The 23,357-nt window shown below is 49.6% G+C and carries 19 protein-coding genes; 8 read left to right on the top strand and 11 right to left on the bottom strand.

Going from position 1 to position 23,357, the window contains the following annotated elements; genetic code table 11:
- The first annotated feature begins 72 nt into the window (after nt 1–72).
- Together BMY09_RS16075 and BMY09_RS16070 are read left to right on the top strand one after the other, a co-directional pair.
- The gene (locus BMY09_RS16075; protein ID WP_091360325.1) at nt 73–960 is read left to right on the top strand and encodes a glycosyltransferase family 2 protein; all 888 of its coding nucleotides are present in this window, start codon (nt 73–75) and stop codon (nt 958–960) included.
- A gap of 433 nt (nt 961–1,393) precedes the next feature.
- On the top strand, nt 1,394–2,323 hold the full coding sequence (locus BMY09_RS16070; protein ID WP_217647458.1) for an LpxL/LpxP family acyltransferase: 930 nt from the start codon (nt 1,394–1,396) through the stop codon (nt 2,321–2,323).
- Here BMY09_RS16070 and BMY09_RS16065 read toward each other — a convergent pair.
- The 7 genes from BMY09_RS16065 to rfaC form a co-directional block, all read right to left on the bottom strand.
- On the bottom strand, nt 2,320–3,339 hold the full coding sequence (locus BMY09_RS16065; protein WP_091360322.1) for a glycosyltransferase family 2 protein: 1,020 nt from the start codon (nt 3,337–3,339) through the stop codon (nt 2,320–2,322). The two genes, BMY09_RS16070 and BMY09_RS16065, sit on opposite strands and share 4 nt — an antisense overlap.
- 2 nt (nt 3,340–3,341) lie before the next feature.
- Nucleotides 3,342–4,208 (bottom strand): alpha-1,2-fucosyltransferase, encoded by an 867-nt coding sequence (locus tag BMY09_RS16060; protein WP_091360320.1) that lies wholly within the window; start codon nt 4,206–4,208, stop codon nt 3,342–3,344.
- 1 nt (nt 4,209) lies between these two features.
- The gene (locus BMY09_RS16055) at nt 4,210–5,454 is read right to left on the bottom strand and encodes an O-antigen ligase family protein (protein ID WP_091360318.1); all 1,245 of its coding nucleotides are present in this window, start codon (nt 5,452–5,454) and stop codon (nt 4,210–4,212) included.
- 356 nt (nt 5,455–5,810) lie between these two features.
- A complete protein-coding gene (waaC, locus tag BMY09_RS16050; RefSeq protein ID WP_091360317.1) occupies nt 5,811–6,833 on the bottom strand; it encodes a lipopolysaccharide heptosyltransferase I in 1,023 nt (340 codons plus the stop codon).
- A gap of 93 nt (nt 6,834–6,926) precedes the next feature.
- Complete coding sequence (locus tag BMY09_RS16045) at nt 6,927–7,610, bottom strand: putative nucleotide-diphospho-sugar transferase (RefSeq protein ID WP_091360315.1); 684 nt, start codon at nt 7,608–7,610, stop codon at nt 6,927–6,929.
- Between the two features lie 42 nt (nt 7,611–7,652).
- The gene (locus BMY09_RS16040; RefSeq protein ID WP_091360314.1) at nt 7,653–8,687 is read right to left on the bottom strand and encodes a polysialyltransferase family glycosyltransferase; all 1,035 of its coding nucleotides are present in this window, start codon (nt 8,685–8,687) and stop codon (nt 7,653–7,655) included.
- Between the two features lie 2 nt (nt 8,688–8,689).
- On the bottom strand, nt 8,690–9,691 hold the full coding sequence (gene rfaC / locus BMY09_RS16035) for a lipopolysaccharide heptosyltransferase RfaC (RefSeq protein ID WP_091360312.1): 1,002 nt from the start codon (nt 9,689–9,691) through the stop codon (nt 8,690–8,692).
- Between the two features lie 278 nt (nt 9,692–9,969).
- On the opposite strand from rfaC, the gene BMY09_RS16030 reads away from it, so the two are divergent.
- Both BMY09_RS16030 and BMY09_RS16025 read left to right on the top strand, forming a co-directional pair.
- Nucleotides 9,970–10,965, top strand: coding sequence for a branched-chain amino acid aminotransferase (locus BMY09_RS16030; RefSeq protein WP_091360311.1), 996 nt, complete (start codon nt 9,970–9,972; stop codon nt 10,963–10,965).
- Nucleotides 10,966–11,132: 167 nt separating this feature from the next.
- Nucleotides 11,133–12,848: an ATP-binding protein gene (locus BMY09_RS16025; RefSeq protein ID WP_175483570.1), complete on the top strand. Its 1,716-nt coding sequence runs from the start codon at nt 11,133–11,135 to the stop codon at nt 12,846–12,848.
- Here the strand turns inward: BMY09_RS16025 and BMY09_RS16020 are convergent.
- Complete coding sequence (locus BMY09_RS16020) at nt 12,763–13,311, bottom strand: arylesterase (protein WP_245756610.1); 549 nt, start codon at nt 13,309–13,311, stop codon at nt 12,763–12,765. The two genes, BMY09_RS16025 and BMY09_RS16020, sit on opposite strands and share 86 nt — an antisense overlap.
- A 67-nt stretch (nt 13,312–13,378) precedes the next feature.
- Between BMY09_RS16020 and BMY09_RS16015 the strand changes: the two genes are divergently transcribed.
- On the top strand, nt 13,379–14,065 hold the full coding sequence (locus BMY09_RS16015) for an ABC transporter ATP-binding protein (protein WP_091360306.1): 687 nt from the start codon (nt 13,379–13,381) through the stop codon (nt 14,063–14,065).
- A gap of 1 nt (nt 14,066) precedes the next feature.
- A complete protein-coding gene (locus tag BMY09_RS16010; protein ID WP_175483569.1) occupies nt 14,067–16,529 on the top strand; it encodes an ABC transporter permease in 2,463 nt (820 codons plus the stop codon).
- Nucleotides 16,530–16,956: 427 nt separating this feature from the next.
- Here BMY09_RS16010 and BMY09_RS16005 read toward each other — a convergent pair whose 3' ends face one another.
- Complete coding sequence (locus tag BMY09_RS16005; protein WP_091360303.1) at nt 16,957–19,851, bottom strand: DUF748 domain-containing protein; 2,895 nt, start codon at nt 19,849–19,851, stop codon at nt 16,957–16,959.
- Nucleotides 19,852–20,187: 336 nt separating this feature from the next.
- Here BMY09_RS16005 and BMY09_RS22450 point away from each other — a divergent pair, with 336 nt between their 5' ends.
- Nucleotides 20,188–20,316, top strand: coding sequence for a hypothetical protein (locus BMY09_RS22450; RefSeq protein WP_261832958.1), 129 nt, complete (start codon nt 20,188–20,190; stop codon nt 20,314–20,316).
- Nucleotides 20,317–20,412: 96 nt separating this feature from the next.
- Here BMY09_RS22450 and rpiA read toward each other — a convergent pair whose 3' ends face one another.
- Complete coding sequence (gene rpiA, locus BMY09_RS16000) at nt 20,413–21,084, bottom strand: ribose-5-phosphate isomerase RpiA (protein WP_091360302.1); 672 nt, start codon at nt 21,082–21,084, stop codon at nt 20,413–20,415.
- A gap of 155 nt (nt 21,085–21,239) precedes the next feature.
- On the opposite strand from rpiA, the gene ilvA reads away from it, so the two are divergent.
- Nucleotides 21,240–22,757, top strand: coding sequence for a threonine ammonia-lyase, biosynthetic (ilvA, locus tag BMY09_RS15995; protein ID WP_091360300.1), 1,518 nt, complete (start codon nt 21,240–21,242; stop codon nt 22,755–22,757).
- A gap of 70 nt (nt 22,758–22,827) precedes the next feature.
- Here the strand turns inward: ilvA and BMY09_RS15990 are convergent, their stop codons facing one another.
- Nucleotides 22,828–23,328 carry a hypothetical protein gene (locus BMY09_RS15990; protein ID WP_091360488.1) on the bottom strand — a complete coding sequence of 167 codons (501 nt, stop codon included), beginning with the start codon at nt 23,326–23,328 and terminating at the stop codon, nt 22,828–22,830.
- Nucleotides 23,329–23,357 lie beyond the last annotated feature (29 nt).

The raw sequence follows: 23,357 nt of genomic DNA, 5'->3' as shown, positions 1-23,357 counted from the left end.
TATAACTTACCAACAACGCAATGTTGTTTTTGACACATACGACCTAACTCTAACATCTATTGATGATTTCTTATGCCAAATCCCATCTCCATCGCGATTGTTACTCCCTCTTTTAATCAAGCGCCCTTTGTTGAAGAAACCATACGCTCGGTAGTAAACCAACAGTACCCTGAACTACAGTATGTAGTGATCGACGGAGGCAGCACTGACGGCTCCCAGGATATTATCGAGGCATACTCAGACCAACTACATTTTTATACTTCAGAGCCTGATCGCGGTCACGCCCATGCTCTGAACAAAGGTTTTGCTGAAACCGATTGTGAAATAATGGCCTGGATAAATTCAGATGATAAATATACGCCACAAGCCCTCCATACCGTAGCCAGAATTTTCGAGTTATTCCCTGAAGTAGAATGGATTACAGGCTTTAATGGCTTATGGAATAAAGAGGGGGTAATGACAACAGCCCAAAGGAACCCAAAAAATATCTATGACTTTCTAACTGGAAAGTATAACTGGGTTCAACAAGAATCAACTTTTTGGCGCAGAAGTCTATGGCAAAAGGCTGGGGGCTATATTGACGAGAGTCAGAAATACATGGTTGACGGAGAGCTTTGGTGCCGCTTTTTTCAGCATGCTGAACTCTATTCGATAGATGCTATCCTTGGAGGTTATAGAATTCACGATCAAAACAGAGCTATTCAGAATGCAGCTGAATGTCACCAGGAGATGCTACCAATCATTGACGCGATGAAAAGAGAACTCCCACAAAACGTCATAACCACGGCTAAAAAAATCAACGCCCTGAGAAAGATAAGAAAAGTCCCTATACTTAAGAGGCTCGGTTTATCCAGGATGATCTCAACACATCACTTAGACTCAAATTTCCAAGAGATCGATTATAAAAACATTCACTACGCCAATGGCAGGTGGCAGATTCGCACCTTGCCATACAAATAAAATATCCTGATTACCCATGATCGTCGGTCACATCAATGTTACATATAAAGACAGTTTGTAGAGGAAGCGTAAAGGCTGAAAATCCGGACTGAATACCTTAAGGCTAGTGTCCGCGTCAAAGCTGAGCCTCCATTCCGAATCATTCAGTGCCCGTTTGATTTTATAAAAACGCGTTATCCTGGTTTGATGAAAAGCGATAGTAAAAACGGCTCATGCCAATATCACACACGTTGATCATATGCTGAACGTAAGGCAAATCCACCAGCACTCAGGGAAATCAATGAGATTAGAGGACTGCTTAGCTGACTAAATATTAACCATGTCCGCTAAAATCACTCAATTAAGCAAAACTGGGGCGCTTAATCGTAGCTTCCCTAGTGTTACCCAGGTTTGAATATTATAATCACCTGATTTTACAGCATCTGGATGAATTGTGGGCAATAAAGAAGCGTGCTGGTCAGATTTTCTTGCACCGAGATATTGGCTGATATGGATCGGCATCGGGCTTCTGCGTCTGTTTTGTGCCCTACCATTCCACTGGGGGCTCTGGATCGGAAAACATCTGGGGCGAATTCTTTACCACCTGATGAAAAATCGCAGATATATAACCACTGTCAATATTCAAACCTGCTTTCCGGAACTTTCTCCCGAAGAACAGCAACAACGGGTGAGAGAAGTATTTGAGCACAATGGCACAGGCCTGATAGAAACAGGCTGGTCCTATTGGAAAGATACACGTTTTTTCCATCAGATAACGGAGTTCCGCAACTTCGACCTGCTGGACCGGGAACTGGAAAAGGGCAATGGCGTCATTCTGATGGGATGGCACTTCTCCTGCCTCGACCTCGCCGGACTACTTTTCTCGCTTCATGGCAAGCCTTGCAGCACTCTGTACAGAAAACATGACAACCCGATGCTTGAATGGTTTTTTACCAGCGGACGTAAACGTTTCAGTCACCCTGTAGAACGTAAAAAAACCCGCCTGATGCTCAGAGCGATGCGCAACAACCACTGTATCTGGTATGCCCCTGATCAGGATCTTGGGCGAAAAGGAACCCTGTTTGCACCTTTCTTCGGCCACCCCGCCGCCACCACGATAGCAACCACAAAAATGCACAGCCTGAATGGCTCCCCATTAGTAAAACTGGACTGTTGGAGGAAACCCGATAACTCGGGTTATATCCTCGAATGCAGTGAGGTAAAAGGGTTTCCTTCAGGTTCAGAAGAGCAGGATGCGTTGCTCATTAACAAAGCGATTGAAGAGGGTATCCGCAAAGCACCTTCACAATATATGTGGGTGCATAAACGCTTTAAAACAGCGCCTTTAGGGGAAAAGAATATTTATCAATCGATCAGAACTTAAAACTTCAGGGAAGCTCGCTTACAACGGAGAAAGTTTCTAATCCGATTTTTTGGGCTAATGTCCATGTACTGATACAACCATGAACTGCGCAAATCATCATAGATACTGTAACCCAGTATCATGGCGTTGGCTTTAAAGATCTCATATAAAGCATAGGCAGTGGCTGCAATAATCTCTTTTTCACTGAATTCTTGCCCTGCCCGGTTTTGATTCGCAAAACATTCAGCCGATTCGATAAAAGCACAGAATTCGGCTTTCCCTTTCAGATAAAAATTGTCATTAAATAATCCATCGACATTAACGCCGTAATCACGAAAGCTTTTCAGGAACAACCCCATTCTACTCCTGTGCATCTCCTCCCTTTTATTAGAAGCATTGTTGGAATGTTTGCGGTAATAGAGCAACACATCCGCAAGATTAGAAACTCGGGTAAACTGACTCATTCGGTACCACAATTCCCAATCTTCACACATAGATAATGATTCATCAAAATACAAACCATGATGTATTAATAGCTCGGTGCGCAACATCGACGCAGGGCAGCAGATATTACACTGAAAAAGCAAACGGGCAGCAATATAATCCGGATCGGAAGGCAACACCTTAAGGCTTCTCTTGCCAGACAGCGAGTCTCCCTCAAAGGTTTCATAGGCTGAACTGATCAGACCAAAATCCGAATTCACTTCCAGAAAGCTAACCTGCCTTTCGATACGATGGGGAACACTGATATCATCAGCATCCATGAAGGCTATATATTTACCTTTCGCTGCTCTTATACCTCTATTGCGTGAAGCACTTACACCGCTATTTTTCTGGTTTCGCAAAAGTGTAATATTATGCGCACCCATACTCTCGATAAGAGCAACACTGTTATCGGAAGAGCAATCATCAATAACAATAATTTCAATATTAGGATAAGTCTGTTCAGTAATAGATATGATTGACTCACTCAGATAATCTGCACCATTAAAAACAGGAATAATGACGCTAACCAATGGCAGGTCTGACACGTTCATTCCTAAAGCCTTATCCAGTCAGCTGGCACGAGAGGTTTACTCAGTCTTTGCATTTCAGGGTCTGCATACCATTGCTGAGGGGCAATGACCTCTTTACGACTATTATCATTTAACCATGCCCCCCACCAACTAAAAGAGCTGTTCGCCACGATATTATGATCACACTGACTCATCAGATAGATATCTTCACCTGCGAAGCGTTTCTGCTCTGAGGCAATATACTGCGCGCGCTTCACCTTTAAATTTTCTTTCACCCAATTAATATCATCGGAGAAAATATAAAAATCGACCTCTGAATGGCCTTCCTCAAGGTGCTTTATCGCAGCAGAGTAATACTCCAGCGAACAAACCCCATGAGTCCTATACGCAGACTGATCGCTGACATAATCGCCACGACGGATATGCACTGACACACTAACAACCGAGTTTTTTATATCCTCAAATACCCGCCGCGAGTAATCAGATAGTTTGTACTCCAGGGACAGAAACTCCTGCAGCTCACCCCTTATATTTTCAAAGTATTTCTCACTCTGAAAATAACCCACAAGATAATGGTTATCTTCCGGCAACAGCATCTTTTCATCAAAGGAAAAGTTAGACTCCCTGATGACACGTCTGCTTTTTTTGCCCTGAAGCTTCCGTAACACTGTCGATAGAGGTCCCACACGGGTTAGAGCGTTCACCTCCGCATCAGATGCAATCTCAATACCCTGGCCATAGGCCCCCAGACTAAAGCCTCCATGTAGTGTATAGGTATCGAACTCAGATATATCCAACTTAACACGATAACCTTTTCCAACGAGCGACAACGCATACGCATATTGAAACAACTGGTTACCTAAACCACCTATCAATCTGACAATAACCACATTAACTCCCTGAAAACTCAACCATATAATCCTGGACACCCGACCGACAAGCAAGCAACAATGAGATAACAATCATAAAGAAAGCATAGGAGACGTTGGCGTTCAAAGGGGCCTCAAACATCGCAAATATCATGTAGACAAATAATGTTATATAGATACACCCTTTGGGGAAAAGATCGCTGCTCTTAACCGCCTTCATAGGCACCAGAAACAACATTAGCAACAGTAGCACCCCAGGAACCCCTCTCGTCAGCCAGGCCTGAAGAATCTCATTATGGACATGAACATACCGCTTTGTTGAGATAGCGAGGGATCCACTCTCTATTCGATCGGGAAATATCTCTCCCAGCCGCCATGTTCCCTTACCTAAAAAGGGTTCATCAAGAATACCGACTATCGCTGCACGGTACATCTGCACTCTCTGGCCTGTCGAGCTGACAGTTGATGATCTCTCTGACTGTTCTTCCACATACATATCTACACTACTAATCATCGATTCGATGCGACTGAAGGGATTCATCATCGAACCAAACAGAATCAGAGGCATTAGCAAGATCAAGATATCCTTGAGACGCCCCCTGTTTCGGAAAACGTGAAAAACAGATAAACACAAAAACACGCAGATCAGCGCCAGTATTGCGCTCTTCGAACCGGAAGCAAAAACGCCACCAACAGCTGTGATAAAGCACGCCCGATAATACAGCTTTTTCATATCGACAGACTCAATCAGACAGAAAAGCATAACCATTCCTGCGGCGCAGGTTATCAGTAAAGCATACATATTAATAAGCGAAGTACCTACTGATATCCTCCCTCCCCCCTGTATAAACCAGACGATAATCCCCAGACTGCCGGTAAGCCCTGCAAAAACAGAGATTGCCACTTTAAGGGTGGTAAAGGTTAACACCCGACTTTTCCTTGCTACCAGAAACACCATTACAACTAAAAGTGATATTCTGAAGAATTCGACAAAGGTTTCAGCGTCTATCTTTGACTGATACAGAATAAAAGCATATAAAAAACACATTGGATATAATAGAAGGGTAAATATCCACGTGATATCCTCCTTCCCTATCCCATCGGTCAGCACCCGGTATCTGCGACCAAAAATAAAGAGCGAAACCAGGCCCCCAACAATCAGCAATCCATTGGCAAGTTCATTTGCTGCAAGATAGATGACCAACGCGAATAGTACGCAATAAATAACGAACTGACCCGCAAGGCCTTCCTTGTAAAACATAGCCATTACTAACTTCCTGTTATATTACTTCAGAACAAACTTGATTAAGCTCATAAATCCGCGGATACCTTCTTTTTAATAGTCCCGCAGGCTGTACCTTCAGCCTCAAATACTTTCCAAACCTACTCTTAAGTGTTTTCATATTTTCTCTACAGTAAATTGATATACTGACTTGTAGAAGCTCAATAACAAGACATTTAACCGCCTCATGAACGCAGTCAAAAATATGAGTAACCGCGGCAGAGAGAGTATGCTTTCAATTCATCCTGATATTGCTGAAAAGCACGTTGTAACGCCTGCTGATCATTTAGCGGCAGGTTCTTCTTCCACACCCTCACTTAGCGAACCGGCTCACTCAAAAGCTACTGTTTACTTATTAGATTCTGGAGTTGCTGCCAAACAAAATCGCCCGGCAAACTGCTATAGCAAGGGGGCTCCCCCTCTTCAAGACGCGGACAACACTTCTCTTTACAAGGAGAGCATTCATATTGCGCCTGGAGATTGGTAACATTGTTCCCCTGCGCTCCAGTCAAGGCAACGCTGGTACTACCAAATACCGATACTGTCGGGATGCCCATAGCGGCGGCTACGTGCATCAAACCAGTGTCGACACCAACGGCACCATTACTTCTGGCGATGATACCGCACAGATCCCATAAAGACATTTTAGGCAGAATTTCTCCCCAACCGGCCTGACTAACTATTCTCTCAGCGCGCAACCGTTCTTCTTCGTTAGCCCAGGGTAAAAGAACACCTTTCTCTCTCTTTTTTGCCAGTTCAAGCAAACGTATCCACTCTCTTTCTGGCCAATGTTTGGACTGCCAGGTGGTACCATGAAAGAAAACATACTTTCCCTGCCAGTTTTCAGGACAGGATGCTAACTTCCCGGCCTCTATCCCAAAACAAGCGTCACCAGCCAGTTCATAATCCAAAGCACGGGAAAAAAGCAGGCGAACCTTATCAACTGCATTTGTTACGGACAGGGTTGATATTCCCTGTTTATAAAATACTCTCGTCTCAGGATCCGTAGCGCTGTATTTATCAGGCCCACAAACAGGAGCACCTGACAACCACCCAACACGCGCAGACTTGATCCTTCCCTGAGCATCAATAACAAGATCATACTTTGTCTGTCGTAATGCTTTGTAGAAGTGGTACTGTTCTGTCAAAGTTTCTAAGGCAAAACGACGCTTCTTCCAGCGTAAGCGTCCATGAGGGATAACATTCACCCCAGGATGCAATCTGGCAATATCAACAAAAGGTTCTTCACAAAGCCAATCTATCTTCAGCCCCTCAATGTTTGCCAGCGCATCAGTAACCGCAGGCATGGTATGAAGCAGATCGCCCAATGAAGACATTTTCACCAATAATATTTTTTTCATCATAACTTAATTTCTAAATAGTAAGAATGAGATAAGTGCAACAGCTACCAGACATAAACCCTCTCATCCTCTTTAAATTATTCACAATGATAATAGTTATTCATGGCCTTCAAACATATCATTGAGTTCAGCTAGACGTTTATGCCGTCGATTCAATAGCTCCTCTTTACTTACTTTTAAACCAACAAGCTTTTTCAGTCTGTTCTTAAAGCTCTGCATTTCCTTTCGACAATATATTTCTCTACTAGCCTGAAGGTGTTCAATTATTGGTTTATCCACGTCAACATACTGACGATCGAATATATAGGTATAAGCTGCAGATAATCGATGTATTTTTAGTCCATGATCATATTCCTCTACAGCCTTTTGTAAATTCTGCTGATCTATAAGACTCGGATTCTCTTCTATCAATCGCATCCACAGTTTAACGAATTCAATCACCTTACTACTATAATCAAAATAAATTGTTCCGGATAAAAGTTCTTCACTACCGTCTTTTTTATTTATAACATTCACGGCCATATCACACTTTATATCATTAAAATATTCTTCCATATTTTCATGAACAAAAGCATCCGCATCTATATAAAGAACAGGCTCTTTATATTTTTCCAGGCTTTCCAGAACGATTCTGGCTTTCAGGTCTGTCATCATTTTCCATTCGTTTGGTGGAAAACTACGAAAATCATATTGATGCCCAACCCTCCTCAGAGATCGAGCCAGCAATTCATAGGCCGAGCTGTAAACGGGATCCGTTGTATAAAAACCAATAACAATCATATTATTTTCTCTAAAATACTGTTTGCATGCGAGCCTGATCTGTTAACGTACCTGTATGCCCAGATCACTGAACAGTTGCTCAAACTTGCTATTTTCTGTGCCATTGCGATATGAGATCGTTTCAATTTCAGGCCTCAACCATCGGGTTAGTAACAGGGTAGAGGAGACATCCCCAATAACCCGGACCTCGCTTTTCAACAGAGGTAAAATAGCCTCATAACTCACTGAGGAGGGAAGAAGATCAACCCCATACTGCTTTAATCCGAGAGCATCTTCACAGCTATTACGCGGATGATATTTAACGGCAACAACCCCTTCCAGCTCAGAGAACAGAGCCAACACCTTTTCTTTGTAGCCACTATTTTTCTCAAACAGCGACTCATGGGGCAACGTTATTAATACATCAAGGTTGAGGATCTGTTCCTCACTAACACCGTTTACCTGCAGCATCATCTGGGAAAGCTGCTTCAGAGAGTCCGACTGAAAGCTCTCTGCAGACAGACAATGGATAACCTTAGTTTTCAGACGCGGGTCGATCAGCTCCGGAAAGGCGACATGAATCTCACTTATCCAGGCAGATTCGCCAACCGTCAGGGGATTTTTCCACCATAGGCCATAGAACAGTTTTTTTAGCAGGTTATCCACGACCACATCACCAATGCCACTGGACGCTTCACGTCCAACATAGGTGAATGTGCCTTCATCCATATAGTGACCCACGACCTGTTTGCCGTTTGACCCGGCAACATGCATCCCATACTGAAACTCTATACGGCGGTCATTCCCTACAAAAATATGATCAGGCTCCAGCCTTTCAATTAAGCTCTTTATATTCCGAAACAGTACTCGCCTTTTTTTCAGTTTGCTCAAACCGCCTTTAAGGCGTCCATAGAACAGATGCGACTCAGCAAAGGGAGAGCTTTGCCACTGCTGAACAAGCTGGAAAATCTGCGGTACCTTTCCCTCAGGCTGATCGATAAACACCAGTATTGCGTTCTCATTTTCACGCTCACCTGCAATAGCAGTCGCTGTAAAAAGATGCAGTAACGTTGATACAAAATAGACTGAGCAGTTCACAATTAATCCTCAGCGTTCAGGCATTGTAACGATAGAGTCTGCCACACAATCTCCGGCGTCAGATTAGCAAACACGGCAGGCTCGACATCGCGGCCGCTGTCAGTTTGAGTTTTCGCCTCTAAGCAGATCTGATCCTTACCATAACCACCCACCAGCCCCGGGTCAGTGGGGCCAAACAGAATCACATTGGGGCGGTCCAGTGCGGCAGCCATATGCGACAGGCCGGTATCCACCGATACACACCCGGCAGCGCCTGCCAGAACCTGCGTCACCTGAGCCAGGTTTAGTTTGGGCAGCACTTCAACGGCATGACTATCCCGGGCCAGCCGCTCTGCCCGCGCTTTCTCGTCAGGGTTCCCCCAGGGCAGTTTGATCTTCCACCCGGCGGCAGTCGCTTTATCGATCAGCTCCAGCCAATAGAGCTCCGGCCAGTGTTTATCAAAACGGGTGGTGCTGTGAAGAAAAACCAGATAATCCGATGCGGTAGTCTGATCAGGCATAAAGTGTTTACGAATGGCAAAGTCACCACGTCCCTGAACCTCATAACCCAGCGCCCGGGCAAACAGCTGTCGGGTGCGCTCTACCGCGTGCTGATCTTTGCTGACGTTTATTTTGCGCTGATAAAACCACGCAGCCTGCGATTCCCGGGCCGAATGTTTATCGTAGCCACAACTTATCCCCCGACTGTAACGGGTCACCAGCATCGCGCTTTTCAAAAGCCCCTGAGCATCGATCACCAGATCATAATCCGTCTCAGACAACGCCGTGCGATAGCGTTTCCACTCGCCACTGGTAAATGTCTTCCAGAGGTTTTTGCGCCAGCGACGGATCGCCACCGGTATCACCTTATCAACGGCAAAATGCCACCGGGGAATTTCAGCAAATCCCTCCTCCACGACCCAGTCAAACCGAATACCGGGGATAGCGTTTACCGCATCCGTAAGCGCCGGCAGGGTGTGGATAACATCCCCCATGGATGAGGTTTTCACAATCAGAACTTTCAAGGGGATTCCTGTCTGTTTCAGAGGCGTTAAATAAGGCCGCAGTATACCATTTATCATTCACAGTTCACCCATCCGGGGGATAGCTACGGGATCTGCGGCACTGAATTACAGAGGATTTCGCTGCTTTCAGGTTAATTTTCTTCGTTTTATCCCGCTTTATTATTCGGTAGCCGATTCCCTTTTTAATCATTGCTGATTACAATCATTGGCCTGAAAATTTCTCTGAATCACGCTGCGTGCAACAGATCAATCAACTTATTATCTTTTCGAGGTAACCAATGGCAGCTTTTGGAACTGTGTTTATGCCGGAAATGGCAATCTCCTGGTTTGATGGCAACAGCTGGAGCGCAGCTGAGGTCGTCAGCAGCGATAGCCTGCAGCTGCACCCGGGAGCACATGTATTGCACTATTCCAGCACCTGTTTTGAGGGCCTCAAGGCGTTCCGTCATCAGGATGGATCAATCAATATCTTCCGCATGGACCGTAATCTCGAGCGCTTTTCTCAAAGCAGCCAGTTACTGGCTCTGCCAGAGATAGATAAAGCTGCCACCGGTCAGATGATTATCGATATTGTTAGCCGCTTTAAAGATGAAGTACCTGAGCCTCCGGGTTCAATGTATATCCGCCCAACCCATTTCGGCACAGAGCCGGCGATAGGTAAGGCTGCAACCCCTTCTGTCACCTCCTGCCAGTATATTCTGCTGTCGCCGGTGGGCGATTACTTTGCCGGTGGCGACACGACCCTGCGCCTGTTGCTGGAAGAGAATGGTGCCCGTTGCGCCGCCCATATGGGAATGATTAAGAGTGGCGGTAACTACGCCAGCGCACTACGCCCGATTATGAAAGCCAAACAGGAACTTAATGCTGACCAGGTGCTGTTCTGCCCCGGTGGCGATGTTCAGGAAACCGGCGCCGCAAACTTCCTGCTCATCGATGGCAATCAGGTGATTACCAAAGCGCTGGATGAAAGCTTTCTGCATGGCGTAACCCGCGATTCGATCCTGACCATCGCCCGGGATCTGGGTATGGACGTTCAGGAGCGCCAGTTGACGATTGATGAGTTACTGGAACGTGCAGCCAAACCGGGCTGTGAGGCCGCCCTGTCAGGTACTGCAGCGGTACTGACCCCGGTTGGCACGCTGATTCACAAGGGTAAAGAGTACCCGGTGGGCAATGGCGGTATCGGCGCAACAACCCTGAAACTGCGTCAGGCACTGAACAATATTCAATGGGGACTGGCAGAAGACACTCACGGCTGGCTCACCCGCATCTGAGGTTGGTTTGTCACCACACACAAAAAAAGCGCTTCGGCGCTTTTTTTTTGGCTCTGGGAATAAATAGTTTACACTTAGCCGATGATATGGATTTCATAAACTGATCACGGAACACAACAACACCGATGCAAAGAAGCTATTTTCCCTTCATTACCACGGGCTGGTTAATGCTGACCCTTATGATGGCAGGGCTAAGCCTGTATGCTGACTACAGCAGGCTCAAAAAAGATCTCAGTAATGATGCGCAGTTCGTATATTCATCGATCTACGAAAAAGCCTATATTAATGAAGTGCTGCTCCAGAGTTTTACCGTACTGGTGTCATCATCACCCAACGATCAGGAATCGATTCGTAGCTTTGCCAACGAGATGCGCAAACGTTACCCACATATCGAAAGGCTGCAGATTCAGCGACAGCAGAAAGTGGACGGCAGCAATTTTGGCAGAGCTGAAGATTTCCGTATTGACCCGACCCGGGATGACTTCAGTGTCCGCTTTCCCATCACGTTTATCGAACCCCTCAACCCGGATACCCGCTATCTGCTGAACAAAGATCTGCTGACTGATCCGGTGTTTACCGAAACCATCCGTTTCGTGCGCAAATATCATCAGCCGGTGACTTCCCCTCCTTTCACTCTGGACAACAACAAAACCGGATATGGTCTGTTCCTGGCGTTCTTTGAACGCAATACGGCCCCCTCAGCCGACAACCTCTATATCGCATCACTGATCATAGATACAGAGGGGATGCTGCCAAACACCAGCTTCCTTTCCGAACATGCCAGTATCAGCCTGATGGATGAGAACGGTGAGATTCTTGATCAGCATCTCTCAGAGGCAACAACCAGATTGCCTATCTGGCTTCCCACCCTTGAAGAGCAGCGCACCGTCACTCGTTTTGGCCAGTCGTTCAGGATCAAAATTGTGCATAAGTTCGGCCCCAAGAACATCAACCTGGGGATGCTGCTGATCCTGTTATCAGCGTCACTCGCGGTCTACTTTATGCTGACAGCCTACCTGCGGCAGAAAGTGAAAGCGGCTATCGAACACTCATCCATCTATGAGACGCTGAAAAATGAGCGCCAGCAACTGGAAGTGAGAATCCATACCCGCACCCGTGAACTACGGGAACAGTTAGTGGAAAATCGTCGCCTGACCCATCAGGTGCTGGCGGTACAGGAAAAGGAGCGGCGCAACCTGTCACGCGAGCTGCATGACGAATTGGGGCAATCGCTGACAGCGATCAGAACCGATGCCAAAATCCTTAAGCGGGTGCACCCGGAAGAGAACAGCCTGGTCAACCAGACAGCCGAATCGATCGATGCGATCGCTCAGAATATTTATGATGTTACCTATGGAATGATGCGGGCATTGCGCCCGTCAGCGCTGGACGATCTGGGCCTGATTGACGCGATTCAGGAGTGTATTGTCTCTAACCGCTTAGCCGAACATGGCATCACCCTGCATCATGACTACCGCGGTGCACTCAACGAGATGTCGGAAGATTACAACATCACACTGTTCCGTCTGGTGCAGGAAGCATTCAGCAATATCATCAAATACGCTCAGGCGCGCAACGTCTGGCTCGATATTCACAGAACCTCACAGGGACAACGCAAAGAGATCAGTGGCGACCGTCTGGAGGTTATGATCAGTGACGATGGCTGCAGTTTCGATATCGAACAGGATGCCTTCAAAAAGGGCTTTGGTCTGATCGGCATGCGCGAACGGGTCAGAGCCCTGGGAGGTGTGTTTCAGATCAGTAAAAATCATGACCGGGGTACCCGGATAATCGTGGTTATCCCGCTTGGTTCTGAGGCGACAACAAGCGCTTCAGAAAGGGCCATACCTGATCAAGAAGCGCCGGCTGAGCCTGCGCATTAGGGTGCAGACCATCCGCCTGCATCAGTTGCGGTTGCAATACCACTGGAGCCATAAAAAACGGCACCATCGGCACGCCCTGCTGTTCCGCCACCTGGGCAAAGAGCCCGCTAAAACCGTCGCTGTAGCGAGGGCCATAATTGGGTGGTATACGCATCTCCAGTAACAACACCTGAGCTCCGGCGGACTGAGACTGACTCACCAACAGGCTGAGATTGTTCTTTATAACCGGCAGAGGAGCCCCCCGCAAACCATCATTGGCCCCCAGTTCCAGCAGTACAATGTCTGGCTGATACTGATCCAGAAGGTCGGGCAAACGCGTAATACCACCATGGGTTGTCTCTCCACTGATACTGGCATTAACCACCTGATAGTCGAACTGACTGTCGTTCAGCCGCTGTTCGAGCAGTGTGACCCAGCCTCTGTCTTTAGGGATTCCGTATGCAGCAGAAAGGCTGTCACCCATGACTAAAACAGTACCGCTCCATGCTAAGCTAGACACCAGTAACAAGATGATTCCAAAAAGAGATGACATGATGACTCCCGAACCCAGTGCTGTATTGATTGCCAATGCCCTGGCGAAAACCTTTGCAGACCAGAGCGGTGGATTGGATATTTTTACTGATATCAGTCTGCGCGCCGAGGCTGGCGAGAGCATCGCTATTATCGGCCCATCCGGCGCAGGTAAATCAACCCTGTTAAGTATTCTGGCAGGATTAGACGAACCAAGTAAAGGCTCTGTTGAACTGTTGGGTCAGCCACTGGCCGGACTCGATGAGCACTCCCGTGCCGAAATGCGGGCCAACCATATCAGCTTTGTGTTTCAGTCATTTCAGCTATTGCCGGAACTGACAGCCCTGGATAATGTCCAGTTAGCCCTGGAGATACAGGGGCACCCCAACCCTGAACAGCAGGCTGCAGACTGGCTTGACCGGGTTGGCCTTCAGGCGCGACACCAGCATACCCCCGCGCGTCTCTCCGGCGGGGAACAGCAGCGGGTCGCGATCGCCCGGGCATTTGCCACGCAACCCAGTCTGTTATTCGCCGATGAGCCCACCGGTAATCTGGATGAACAAACCGGCACCGAGATCATTGAGCAGCTGTTTCAGCTCAATCAGCAACTCAACACCACGCTGATTCTGATCACCCATGATACCTCTCTGGCTCAACGCTGCCAGCGGCGACTCTACCTGCATAACGGACGTTTGCAGGAGCAATAGGATGAGATCATCACAACTTATCCGTCTGACCCTGAAACAGAGCCGCTCCGACCTGCGAACCTTTGAGTGGCGGGCGCTGTTACTGGCGCTGTTCCTGGCAACAACCCTGGCCAGCTTCCTGACCTTGCTGGGCAATCAGCTGGAAAAAGGGCTGAATCGCCAAAGCGCATTAATGCTGGGGGCCGATCTCAGCCTGAGTGACAGCCAGCCTATCCCCGCCAGCCTGCTGACGGCAGCATCTGAACAGGGCTTGCAACACAGCAACGTCATTCAGTTTTCCACCATGGTGAGCACCGATGAGCAGATGCTGTTGAGCTCTGTCAGGGCTGTCGCCTCCCCCTATCCACTCCGGGGGGAGATAGTTACCCAGCCACCGCAATCGACCCGGATACCCGCTCAGGGAACCGCCTGGGCCGAACAGCAACTGTTAGAGCGGCTGGGGATCAGCGTTGGCGAAACCATCACGCTGGGATATTCACAGCTGAAAATCACCGCGGCAGTCATCAGTTCACCCGACCGGGGCACCGGATTTCGCAGTTTCAGCCCGCAACTTCTGATCAATCGGCAAGACCTGGCCGCCACCCGGGTGATTCAGCCGGGTAGCCGGATCGGCTACCGGACGCTATTCAGCGGCCCGGAACAGCAGATCAGGGATTTTCACGCCCGACTGCAACAAGCCCTGACACCACAACAGCGGCTCTGGTCGGTCTATGAAGATCAGCCGCTGGCATCCGGGGCGATGCAAAACGCATCTGGCTTTCTACGCATGACCTCCCTGTTTGGCATACTGCTGTGTGGCCTGCTGATCACCCTCAGCCTGAGGCGCTATAGCAGCGCACAGTATCGCCGCAGCGCCCTGCTGCAGAGCCTGGGAATGAAACCACGACAGATACTGCAGCTGTATCTGATAAAGTTGCTGCTTGGCTGGCTGCTGGCCGCCCTTATCGGCGTGATCGCAAGCCTGCTGTTGCTGCAACTGACCGGATCAGTACTACAGCCGCTGCTCCCCTCAGGACTGCCCTCCCCCGATTATCGCTTAACCGCTACCGGCCCATTGCTGAGTCTGGCGTTACTGCTGGCTATAGGGTATTCACCGCTACTGCAGATCAGCCGGATTCCGGTGATGGGATTGCTGCGCCATGATCAGCTCAGCCATCAGGGGCTCAGCTGGCCCGTCCGGCTGGTTATACTGTTTTTGTCAGGCGCCGTGATTGCCCTCTATCTGGGCTCGGTCACCCATGCTCTTGCCGCCACGCTGTTAAGCGTCATCACCATCCTGCTGGCCGGTCTTTGTGCCAGTCTGCTACTGCCCCCGGCTGGCCGGTTGCTAGCCCGACGGTTTCGTCTGGGACGCCTGCTCAGTTACCGCATCCACCAGCAACGTCAGTGGCACCGGGTGCAGCTGGGTATCATGTGCCTGTTACTGACCTTGCTATGCAGCCTGCTGATCAGCCAGACCGAACTGGTTAACCGCTGGCGAGCTCAACTACCGGTGAACACCCCCAATCAGTTTGTTATCAACATCCAGCCCTGGGAGTTGCAACCGCTCAGTCAGTTTCTCACGGATTCAGGGATAGAAACGGACCTCTATCCAATGATACGGGGTCGGATCACCGCAATTAATGGTCAGCCTCCAGAACGGGTTCTGGATCAGGATCAGTTGGAAAACAATGCTTTAAAGCGCGAGCTAAACCTGAGTTGGTTAGCCAAAGCGCCAGCGCACAATGAGTTGGTGAGTGGTTCCTGGTGGCCCATGGATACTCAGGAGAACCTGATCTCCGTCGAACAGCAACTGGCAGCCAATCTCGGTTTAAAGCTGGGCGATAAAATCACCTTTGAAGTGGGAGGCGATTCGTTTAGCGCGACGATCAGCAACACCCGTAAAGTTGAGTGGCGCTCTTTCCGGCCAAATTTCTATATGATTTTCAGCCCTGGTGTGCTGCAGAACTATCCACAGACTTATATCACCAGTTTCCGGTTATCAGATAAGCAGGTGGGGTTAAGCCGCGAACTGCTCAAACGTTTTCCTTCGCTGACGCTGATCGATGTCAGTCAGTGGATCAATCAGGCGAGTGAGCTGATCGATCGCCTGATTCAGGCATCGACCCTGATCCTTGGCATAACCCTGTGTGCCGGCATCGTTCTGGTGCAACTGCTGGTATCACAGGAACTGGAACAACGACGCCACGAAAACGCCCTGTTACAGGTGCTGGGGAGCACCGCAGCACAAACCCGGCAACTGGACATTCTCGAATTTGCCCTGCTGGGCTGCGCCAGCGGCGCGATGGCCGCTGTGTTAACGGAGATAATCACCGGCCTGATCAGCTATCGGCTGCTGGATCTTCCTCTGCTGCTGCATCCCTGGATCTGGCTTATCCTGCCGCTAACCGGGATGCTGTTGTTTACCCTTGCAGCACTGATCAGCCACCGTCACAGCGGCTACCGGCAACTACAACAGAGTTGATATAAGCACGACTATAAGCCCCGACTATCAAGTCTGGAGTGCATGAGCCCGGATATAAAGATTCTTCGCGTGTTATGGGGAAGAATTGATATCTTCCCGGTTTAAGTCAGGTTGGTGCGCTCTCCAGATATGTAAAATCTCTGCAAAGCAATCTCTTGCAGGCGGGAAAAGCCCAAGCTCCTGACGTTGCAGTGACGCTAAGAAGTATAAGGAGATGTTTACCACAGAGAGCACAGAGGACACAGAGAAACGCTATTTATAAGGTTTTCTCTGTGCTCTCAGTGTCCTCTGTGGTGAGTCTCTTTTAAACGGTTGTATCGTTCCACAGGATATCAAATATGCTGGCATCCTTTCCCGATAAAGCGCGCGGGGCCATAAAAAGCCGTACTCACCTTCCAGACGCTCCTTCCTGACGCACTCTCCTGGCTTACAATCCAAGCGTAGCTGAAGGCTTAGCCTGAGGGTCATCCAGAGAGGGAACCGGAAAGCAGCTAAACAACCGCTCTCCGGGGATCTTCTGCGTCAGTTGCTGTTTCACCCGGTCCGAGCGCTGTTGCGCCAGCGCTTCCAGCTGTTGCCTCTCCAAAGCCGCCAACTCCTCAGGTGTAAAAGGTTTGTCCCGTTTTTTATTATCCGCTTCCAGGGCGGCACGGATCAACGCCTGATCCTGCTGCACTGCCTGACCGCAGATATTCAGTCGCATCCCTTTACGCTCAGTCATCATCGATTCAATTTTCGTCAGATAGCCCTGTGCATAATCATCCAGCTCGGCACGACCGGGGGCAAACACTACCGGATCAAGGGTAATAAAACTGCCGTCTTTGGCCGCACTGGCCGCCAGACTGATAAGGGTCCCGTAGGGCTGCAGAGATTTGAGCAGGATACTGAAAGCAGCCTGTTTAAGGCCTTTGCCAGCAAGCCGGCTAACAATACTTTGTAAACCAAAATCCGGGTCTTCCAGTGAGCCACTGATGGGCACATCAAGATCGATATTGTCATCGCTATCCTGCAAAACAGAGATCGCAGTACCTAACGGCATCGACAACTGTTTACTGAATTTTGCCATCTGCTGCTGATCCGCAGGCTCCACCTCTAAACGATGGATCTTAATCTCATTTTTACCGCTGATCTTTCCACCGTCCAGGCTACCTGAGCTGTTCAGTTGCAACTGTCCATTTTGCAAATAATAGCCGGTATACTCGATGCTATAGGGGCTCAGCCGGGGCAGTTCCAGTTGCTTCAGGGACCCTTTCCAACTGGCATTTTCGCCACCGCCGACAAGGTCGGTTTCACCATTCAGCATCAGGGTGGTAAAGCCGCCCACTTTCAGCGCCAGATCAAAGGTTGCCGGAGCTTTGCTGCCACTATCCAGCCTCTGTAACAGCGCTTTATCGATGAGAATTTCAGAATGAAAAGGGGGCGAGGTTGAGTTATCGGTAAACATCGCCTTACTGTCCCCGCTGATAACCAGTTCCTTCACCTGCACACGTAGTGACGGCTCGGCACCCGCAGCAGAGGAGCTGCTGGCGGTCGTATTACTGGCTTCTGCCGATGGCAGCAGATTGTTAATTCCCTGCTGCAAACGAGATACACCCAGCGGTTGCTTCTCGGCACTGAGTTGCTCGTTTAACTGTAAATCCTGTAGCTCAACCCGATTAATCGAGACCGCTTTGTCTGGTGCCAAATCAACATCACTAAGCCTCAGGTTCAATGTTGCCAGAGTCGCGTCAGCCTGCGGAGACAGTGCGATCCCGTCAGCCTTCAACGCTCCCAGACTGAGTTTCTCCGGCAGCGACAAACCGATATCGCTGAACTGCGCGTGGTTTAACGTGACCAGTTGCTGATCCCCCTGCAGCGCCTTCACTTCGACCCCCGCCAGCTTCAGCTGACCTTTTTCACCGTTAATCGTTATCGGCTGTTGCTGCAACGCCAAAGCGATACCGTCGCCCTGCCAATCAATCGAATTCACTCTGGCCTGCATACGATCAGCCATCTGATACAACAACTGACGGGTTTTCAGTTGCCCTTGCACATCAACCTGATCAGCCCCGGCCTGATTAAAGCCCAGCCCGCTTGTTCCCTGCCAGGCCGCGCTGCTCAACTGCAGCTTCAGGCCATCATCACCCATGAGGTCTAATGCAGCCATGTTTAACTGCCCATCCATTGCGACCTTATCAATACCATCAGCACTGAAGTTTACACGGGTATCACCCTGCCACGTGCCACTCTGCAACGTCAGATTGCTGGCCTCACTATCAACATCCAACGCGGTCATATCCAACTGACCTTTTACACCCACCTGCTGAATACCCGGTTCACCAAAACTCAGTTCCGTGTGACCCTGCCAGCGGCTCTCGCCAAGCTGCAGCTTCAGTGCATCAGCCACCAGCCCCAACGCAGCCATATTCAGCTCCCCCTCAACCATAACGGACTCGGGTTTACCGGCACTCATCTTAAACTCGGTCTGGCCATTCCAGATAAGCGTCTGCTGATCCAGATCCAGGCCGGTTTGCTTCCAACTAAAATCATCCAGTTGAACATTGCCGCTCTGGGTGATACTGATCTGCTCACCGGCGACAACCGCGAGCGTCAGATCGGTGGTGAGGGTTGCCTGCAACTCTGGTACGAAGGGGGCGGTGAAAGAGTGCAGCGGCAGCCGCTCCAGTTTCAGGTGCAGCTCGGAACGTTTGGTTGCTGGTAACGGTTGCCCCTGTGTCGCCAGATTAAACCCGGCACCATTGATAGCCCCCTGAATAGACAGATGGGTGATCGCCTCCTCCTGCCAGGTATAAAAGGTATCCAGTTCCGCGCTATCGATACGCAGCTGGTGATCCCCCTCTTGCAGTTGTGACCGCCAGCTAAGATCGGAAATATTCAGGTGTGCCAGGCCAAACTGCCAGGCGGAAGGTTCGGCCCGGGGCGCCTCAGGCTTGTCAGAAGAGGCCCCCGGCAACGCCACCGGGCCAAGATAAAACTGACGCGGTTCGACCTCCGCCTGTTCGTGCAGAAACAGATTCACGCCCTGCAGGGTCAGATCACTGATCAGGATGCGTTGCTGCATCAGCGCCGCATAATCGAGATCGACCACCAGTTGATCGAGGCGCAGCGCCGGCTGGTCAGGAGTAATAACCGACACTCCGTGCAGCGCTACCCGGCCGGTAAACCAGTTGACAGATATTGAGTAGATCCTGGCACTGCTGGCCCCCTGATCGAGCAGCCACTGAACGGCGTAATCCCGTCCCAGTTGAATCGCAGTATGCAGCCCTAAGAAAACAACCAACACGATAATGACAATGCCACGTACAACCCTTTTCACGCTCATACTATCTGTCCGTCTGCAGTTCTGATCCGATATCTATTGATATTAGCAGGTTGTCTCAGGGGCGGGGAGCGAATCTGTCCAGACCGCCCGTTACGAGTAATGCTGCTAAGCCGTTGATTCAGCGACCAGCTTAGGGCACTGAGCCCGTTGAAAATCACGGTGCCGAAACCATTAATCCGGGGGTGTACGGATGCCATAAGGATTAAGACCAATTATCGCTACCCAGAAAAGCGACTAGCTGGTAGAATCGCGCCCCGGACCGTTTATAAAAGATGCCCTAAGGCACGCAGCAGTGCGGTTCATAACAGTTCTATCAATGACTACGGGTGAATAATCATGGCAAACCATGACAAAAACTTCCGTGACAGCTCAGGTCCGATCTGGCTCCTGATCAACGCTGGCGCTCTGGCATGGATCTGCATGCCTGCCATTATTGGCTGGAGCCATGTAGTACAGGCGATGTAATTCAAGCGCTGTACTACGGTTGAAGCCGTTACGGTTAAACATAAAAAAGGCCTTCTTCTGAAGGCCTTTTTTATTGTCCGCAGGTTACCATCTGACTTACCGGGTAAGAGTTTCAACCCCCTCAGGAGTTGCCATCAGCACGACGTCGGCGCCGCGCCGGGCAAACAAACCGTTAGTCACAACACCAACGATATTATTAATTTCGGTTTCCAGTTCGCGCGGTTGTTCGATCTCCAGGCCATGCAGATCGAGGATGATATTGCCGTTATCGGTCACAAACCCATCCCGGTAAACCGGCATACAGTCCAGCTGCACCAGCCTGCGGGCTACCTGTGACCGGGCCATCGGAATCACTTCCACCGGTAGTGGAAACGCCCCCAGCAGATCAACTTTCTTGGTCTCATCGACGATACAGACAAACTCTTTGGCCACCTCTGCAACAATTTTTTCCCGGGTCAGCGCGCCACCGCCACCTTTGATCAGATTCAGTCGGCCATCAAACTCATCGGCGCCATCGACATACACCTCCATCTGATCAACTGAGTTCATATCATACACGTCGATACCGTGGCCTCTGAGACGTTCGGCAGTGGCCTCTGAACTGGCGACAGCCGCTTCAAACAGATGCTTAATCTTTGCCAGCTCATCGATAAAAAAGTTTGCCGTGGAACCGGTGCCAACACCCACGATTGAATCGCGGCTCAGTTTCGGCTGGATATAGGCCACTGCAGCCTGGGCGACTGCCAGCTTCATCTCATCCTGTGTCATATTTTGGGAAACCCCGTATAAATGTCGTTAACTGGCGAGATTATACGCTGATTGATCGATATCTTATAGACGAAAACTCTCTCAGAGATTACCATTTAACGCTTTATTCACACTGCCTCCTACGCAGGACCGCAGCAACAGATTGAAAGCACCCCATGGCTCACCGATATATAAAGAAAATTCTTGATGCCCGCGTCTATGACGCAGCCATCGAAACGCCACTTGACGAAGCAACCAGTCTCAGCAGCCGCCTGGACAACCGGGTTTTGCTGAAACGGGAAGACCTGCAACCGGTATTCTCCTTCAAACTCCGGGGTGCCTACAACAAGATGGCTCAACTGACCGAGGAGGAGCGCAAACGGGGTGTTATCGCGGCATCGGCTGGCAACCATGCTCAGGGGCTGGCGATGTCTGCCAAAATCCTCGGGGTTAAAGCGACCATAGTGATGCCCAAAACCACCCCGGATATTAAAGTTAACAGCGTCCGGGCACGGGGCGGCAAGGTTGTTTTGCATGGCGAAACCTTCGATGAAGCCTCCCGGCACTCATTCAAACTGGTTGAAGAGCAGGGCTTAACCTACGTTCACCCCTACGATGATATCGATGTGATCGCGGGACAGGGTACCATTGCGATGGAACTGCTGCGTCAGGAAAGCGGCCCTATCGATGCGGTTTTCGTTCCGGTAGGCGGTGGCGGCCTGATCTCAGGTATCGCGGTCTATATCAAGTATTTGCGGCCCGAAACAAAGGTGATCGGCGTTGAGTCAGAAGATTCAGCCTGCCTTAAAGCCGCTCTGGAAGCCGGTGAACGGGTGATTCTGCCCCAGGTCGGTATTTTTGCCGATGGTGTCGCAGTAGCCCAGATCGGCGAGAACACCTTCGAGCTGTGTCAGCAGTTTGTTGATGAAGTGATCACCGTCAACACCGATGAGATCTGTGCTGCCATCAAGGATATCTTCGAAGATACCCGCTCAATTACCGAACCTGCCGGTGCCCTTGCGGTTGCCGGCCTGAAGAAATATGTCGCCCGGGAGAGCGCCAAAAACCAGACCCTGATCGCCATTGACAGCGGTGCCAATGTCAACTTTGATCGCCTGCGCCATATTGCCGAGCGCTCTGAGCTGGGTGAAAACCGGGAAGCGATTATCGCCGTTAAGATTCCGGAAAGACCTGGCAGTTTTAAAGCGTTCTGCAGCGCGCTGGGCAAACGCAACATCACCGAGTTTAACTACCGCTATGCTGATGATAATGATGCTCAGATCTTTGTCGGGGTACAGTTACGGTCCGGTATCGATGCCCGCGCAGAGCTGCTCACAGAGCTGAAATCCGAAGCCTATAAAGTGATCGACCTGTCAGACAACGAGATGGCCAAGCTCCATGTCCGCTATATGGTGGGCGGTCATGCTCCTAACTCGGTTACCAATGAGATTCTCTACCGCTTTGAATTCCCTGAACGCCCCGGTGCACTGATGAATTTCCTGAAAAAGCTGGGGGGGCGCTGGAACATCTCCATGTTCCACTATCGTAACCATGGTGCCGCCTACGGCCGGGTGCTGGTCGGTTTGCAGGTGCCTGAAGATGAGCGTCTGCAAGTGACTCAGTTTCTAGATGATATTGGTTACAACTACTGGGAAGAGACCGAAAACCCGGCATATAAACTATTTCTGGGCTGACACAATCTGCATAAAAAAAACGCACCTTCAACAGGTGCGTTTTTTTGTCCGGACCTGCCTGCCAGTTTATTTACGGCATTTCCGGCGAGTGGCTGAATTTATCGGTAAAAAATGCTTTCAGCACAAACAGTAAAATCGATGTTGTTCCCCAGCTCAGGCCCACCACAACCCCAAAATCAATAATGCCTCGCCAGGGTTGCTGCAACAGATGCACCAGCTGTATCAGAGCAATAATCCCCAACAGCAGGCAGTAGGTGATAATCATCCGCTTACGCCGAATATGAAAAAATCCCATACAAAACAGCGGCGCCAGAATCAGTCGCAGCGGCGTCACATGGTCCCGCAGGTAGAGTAGCCGCGCCGCCACTCTGGGCGAATAGGCACGCTGAAAGCCTTTGTATCCCTCAGCAAAGCCCATAAACAGTACACTAAACGCCAGTGCCGCCCAGTGGTACCAGTTCAGTGAATAGGTGAACGTATCCAGACCTATCGTACCGATGCGTACAATAGCATTGCCAAAGATAAAGGCGATGCCGATAAATCCCCAAACAACAGCGATATAACCCAACACAATAAATCCATCAGTGATTGATAAACAGG

This window comes from Amphritea atlantica (genome assembly GCF_900111095.1).
Taxonomy (GTDB): Bacteria; Pseudomonadota; Gammaproteobacteria; order Pseudomonadales; family Balneatricaceae; genus Amphritea; species Amphritea atlantica.
This window is presented reverse-complemented; position numbering and strand designations above follow the sequence as displayed.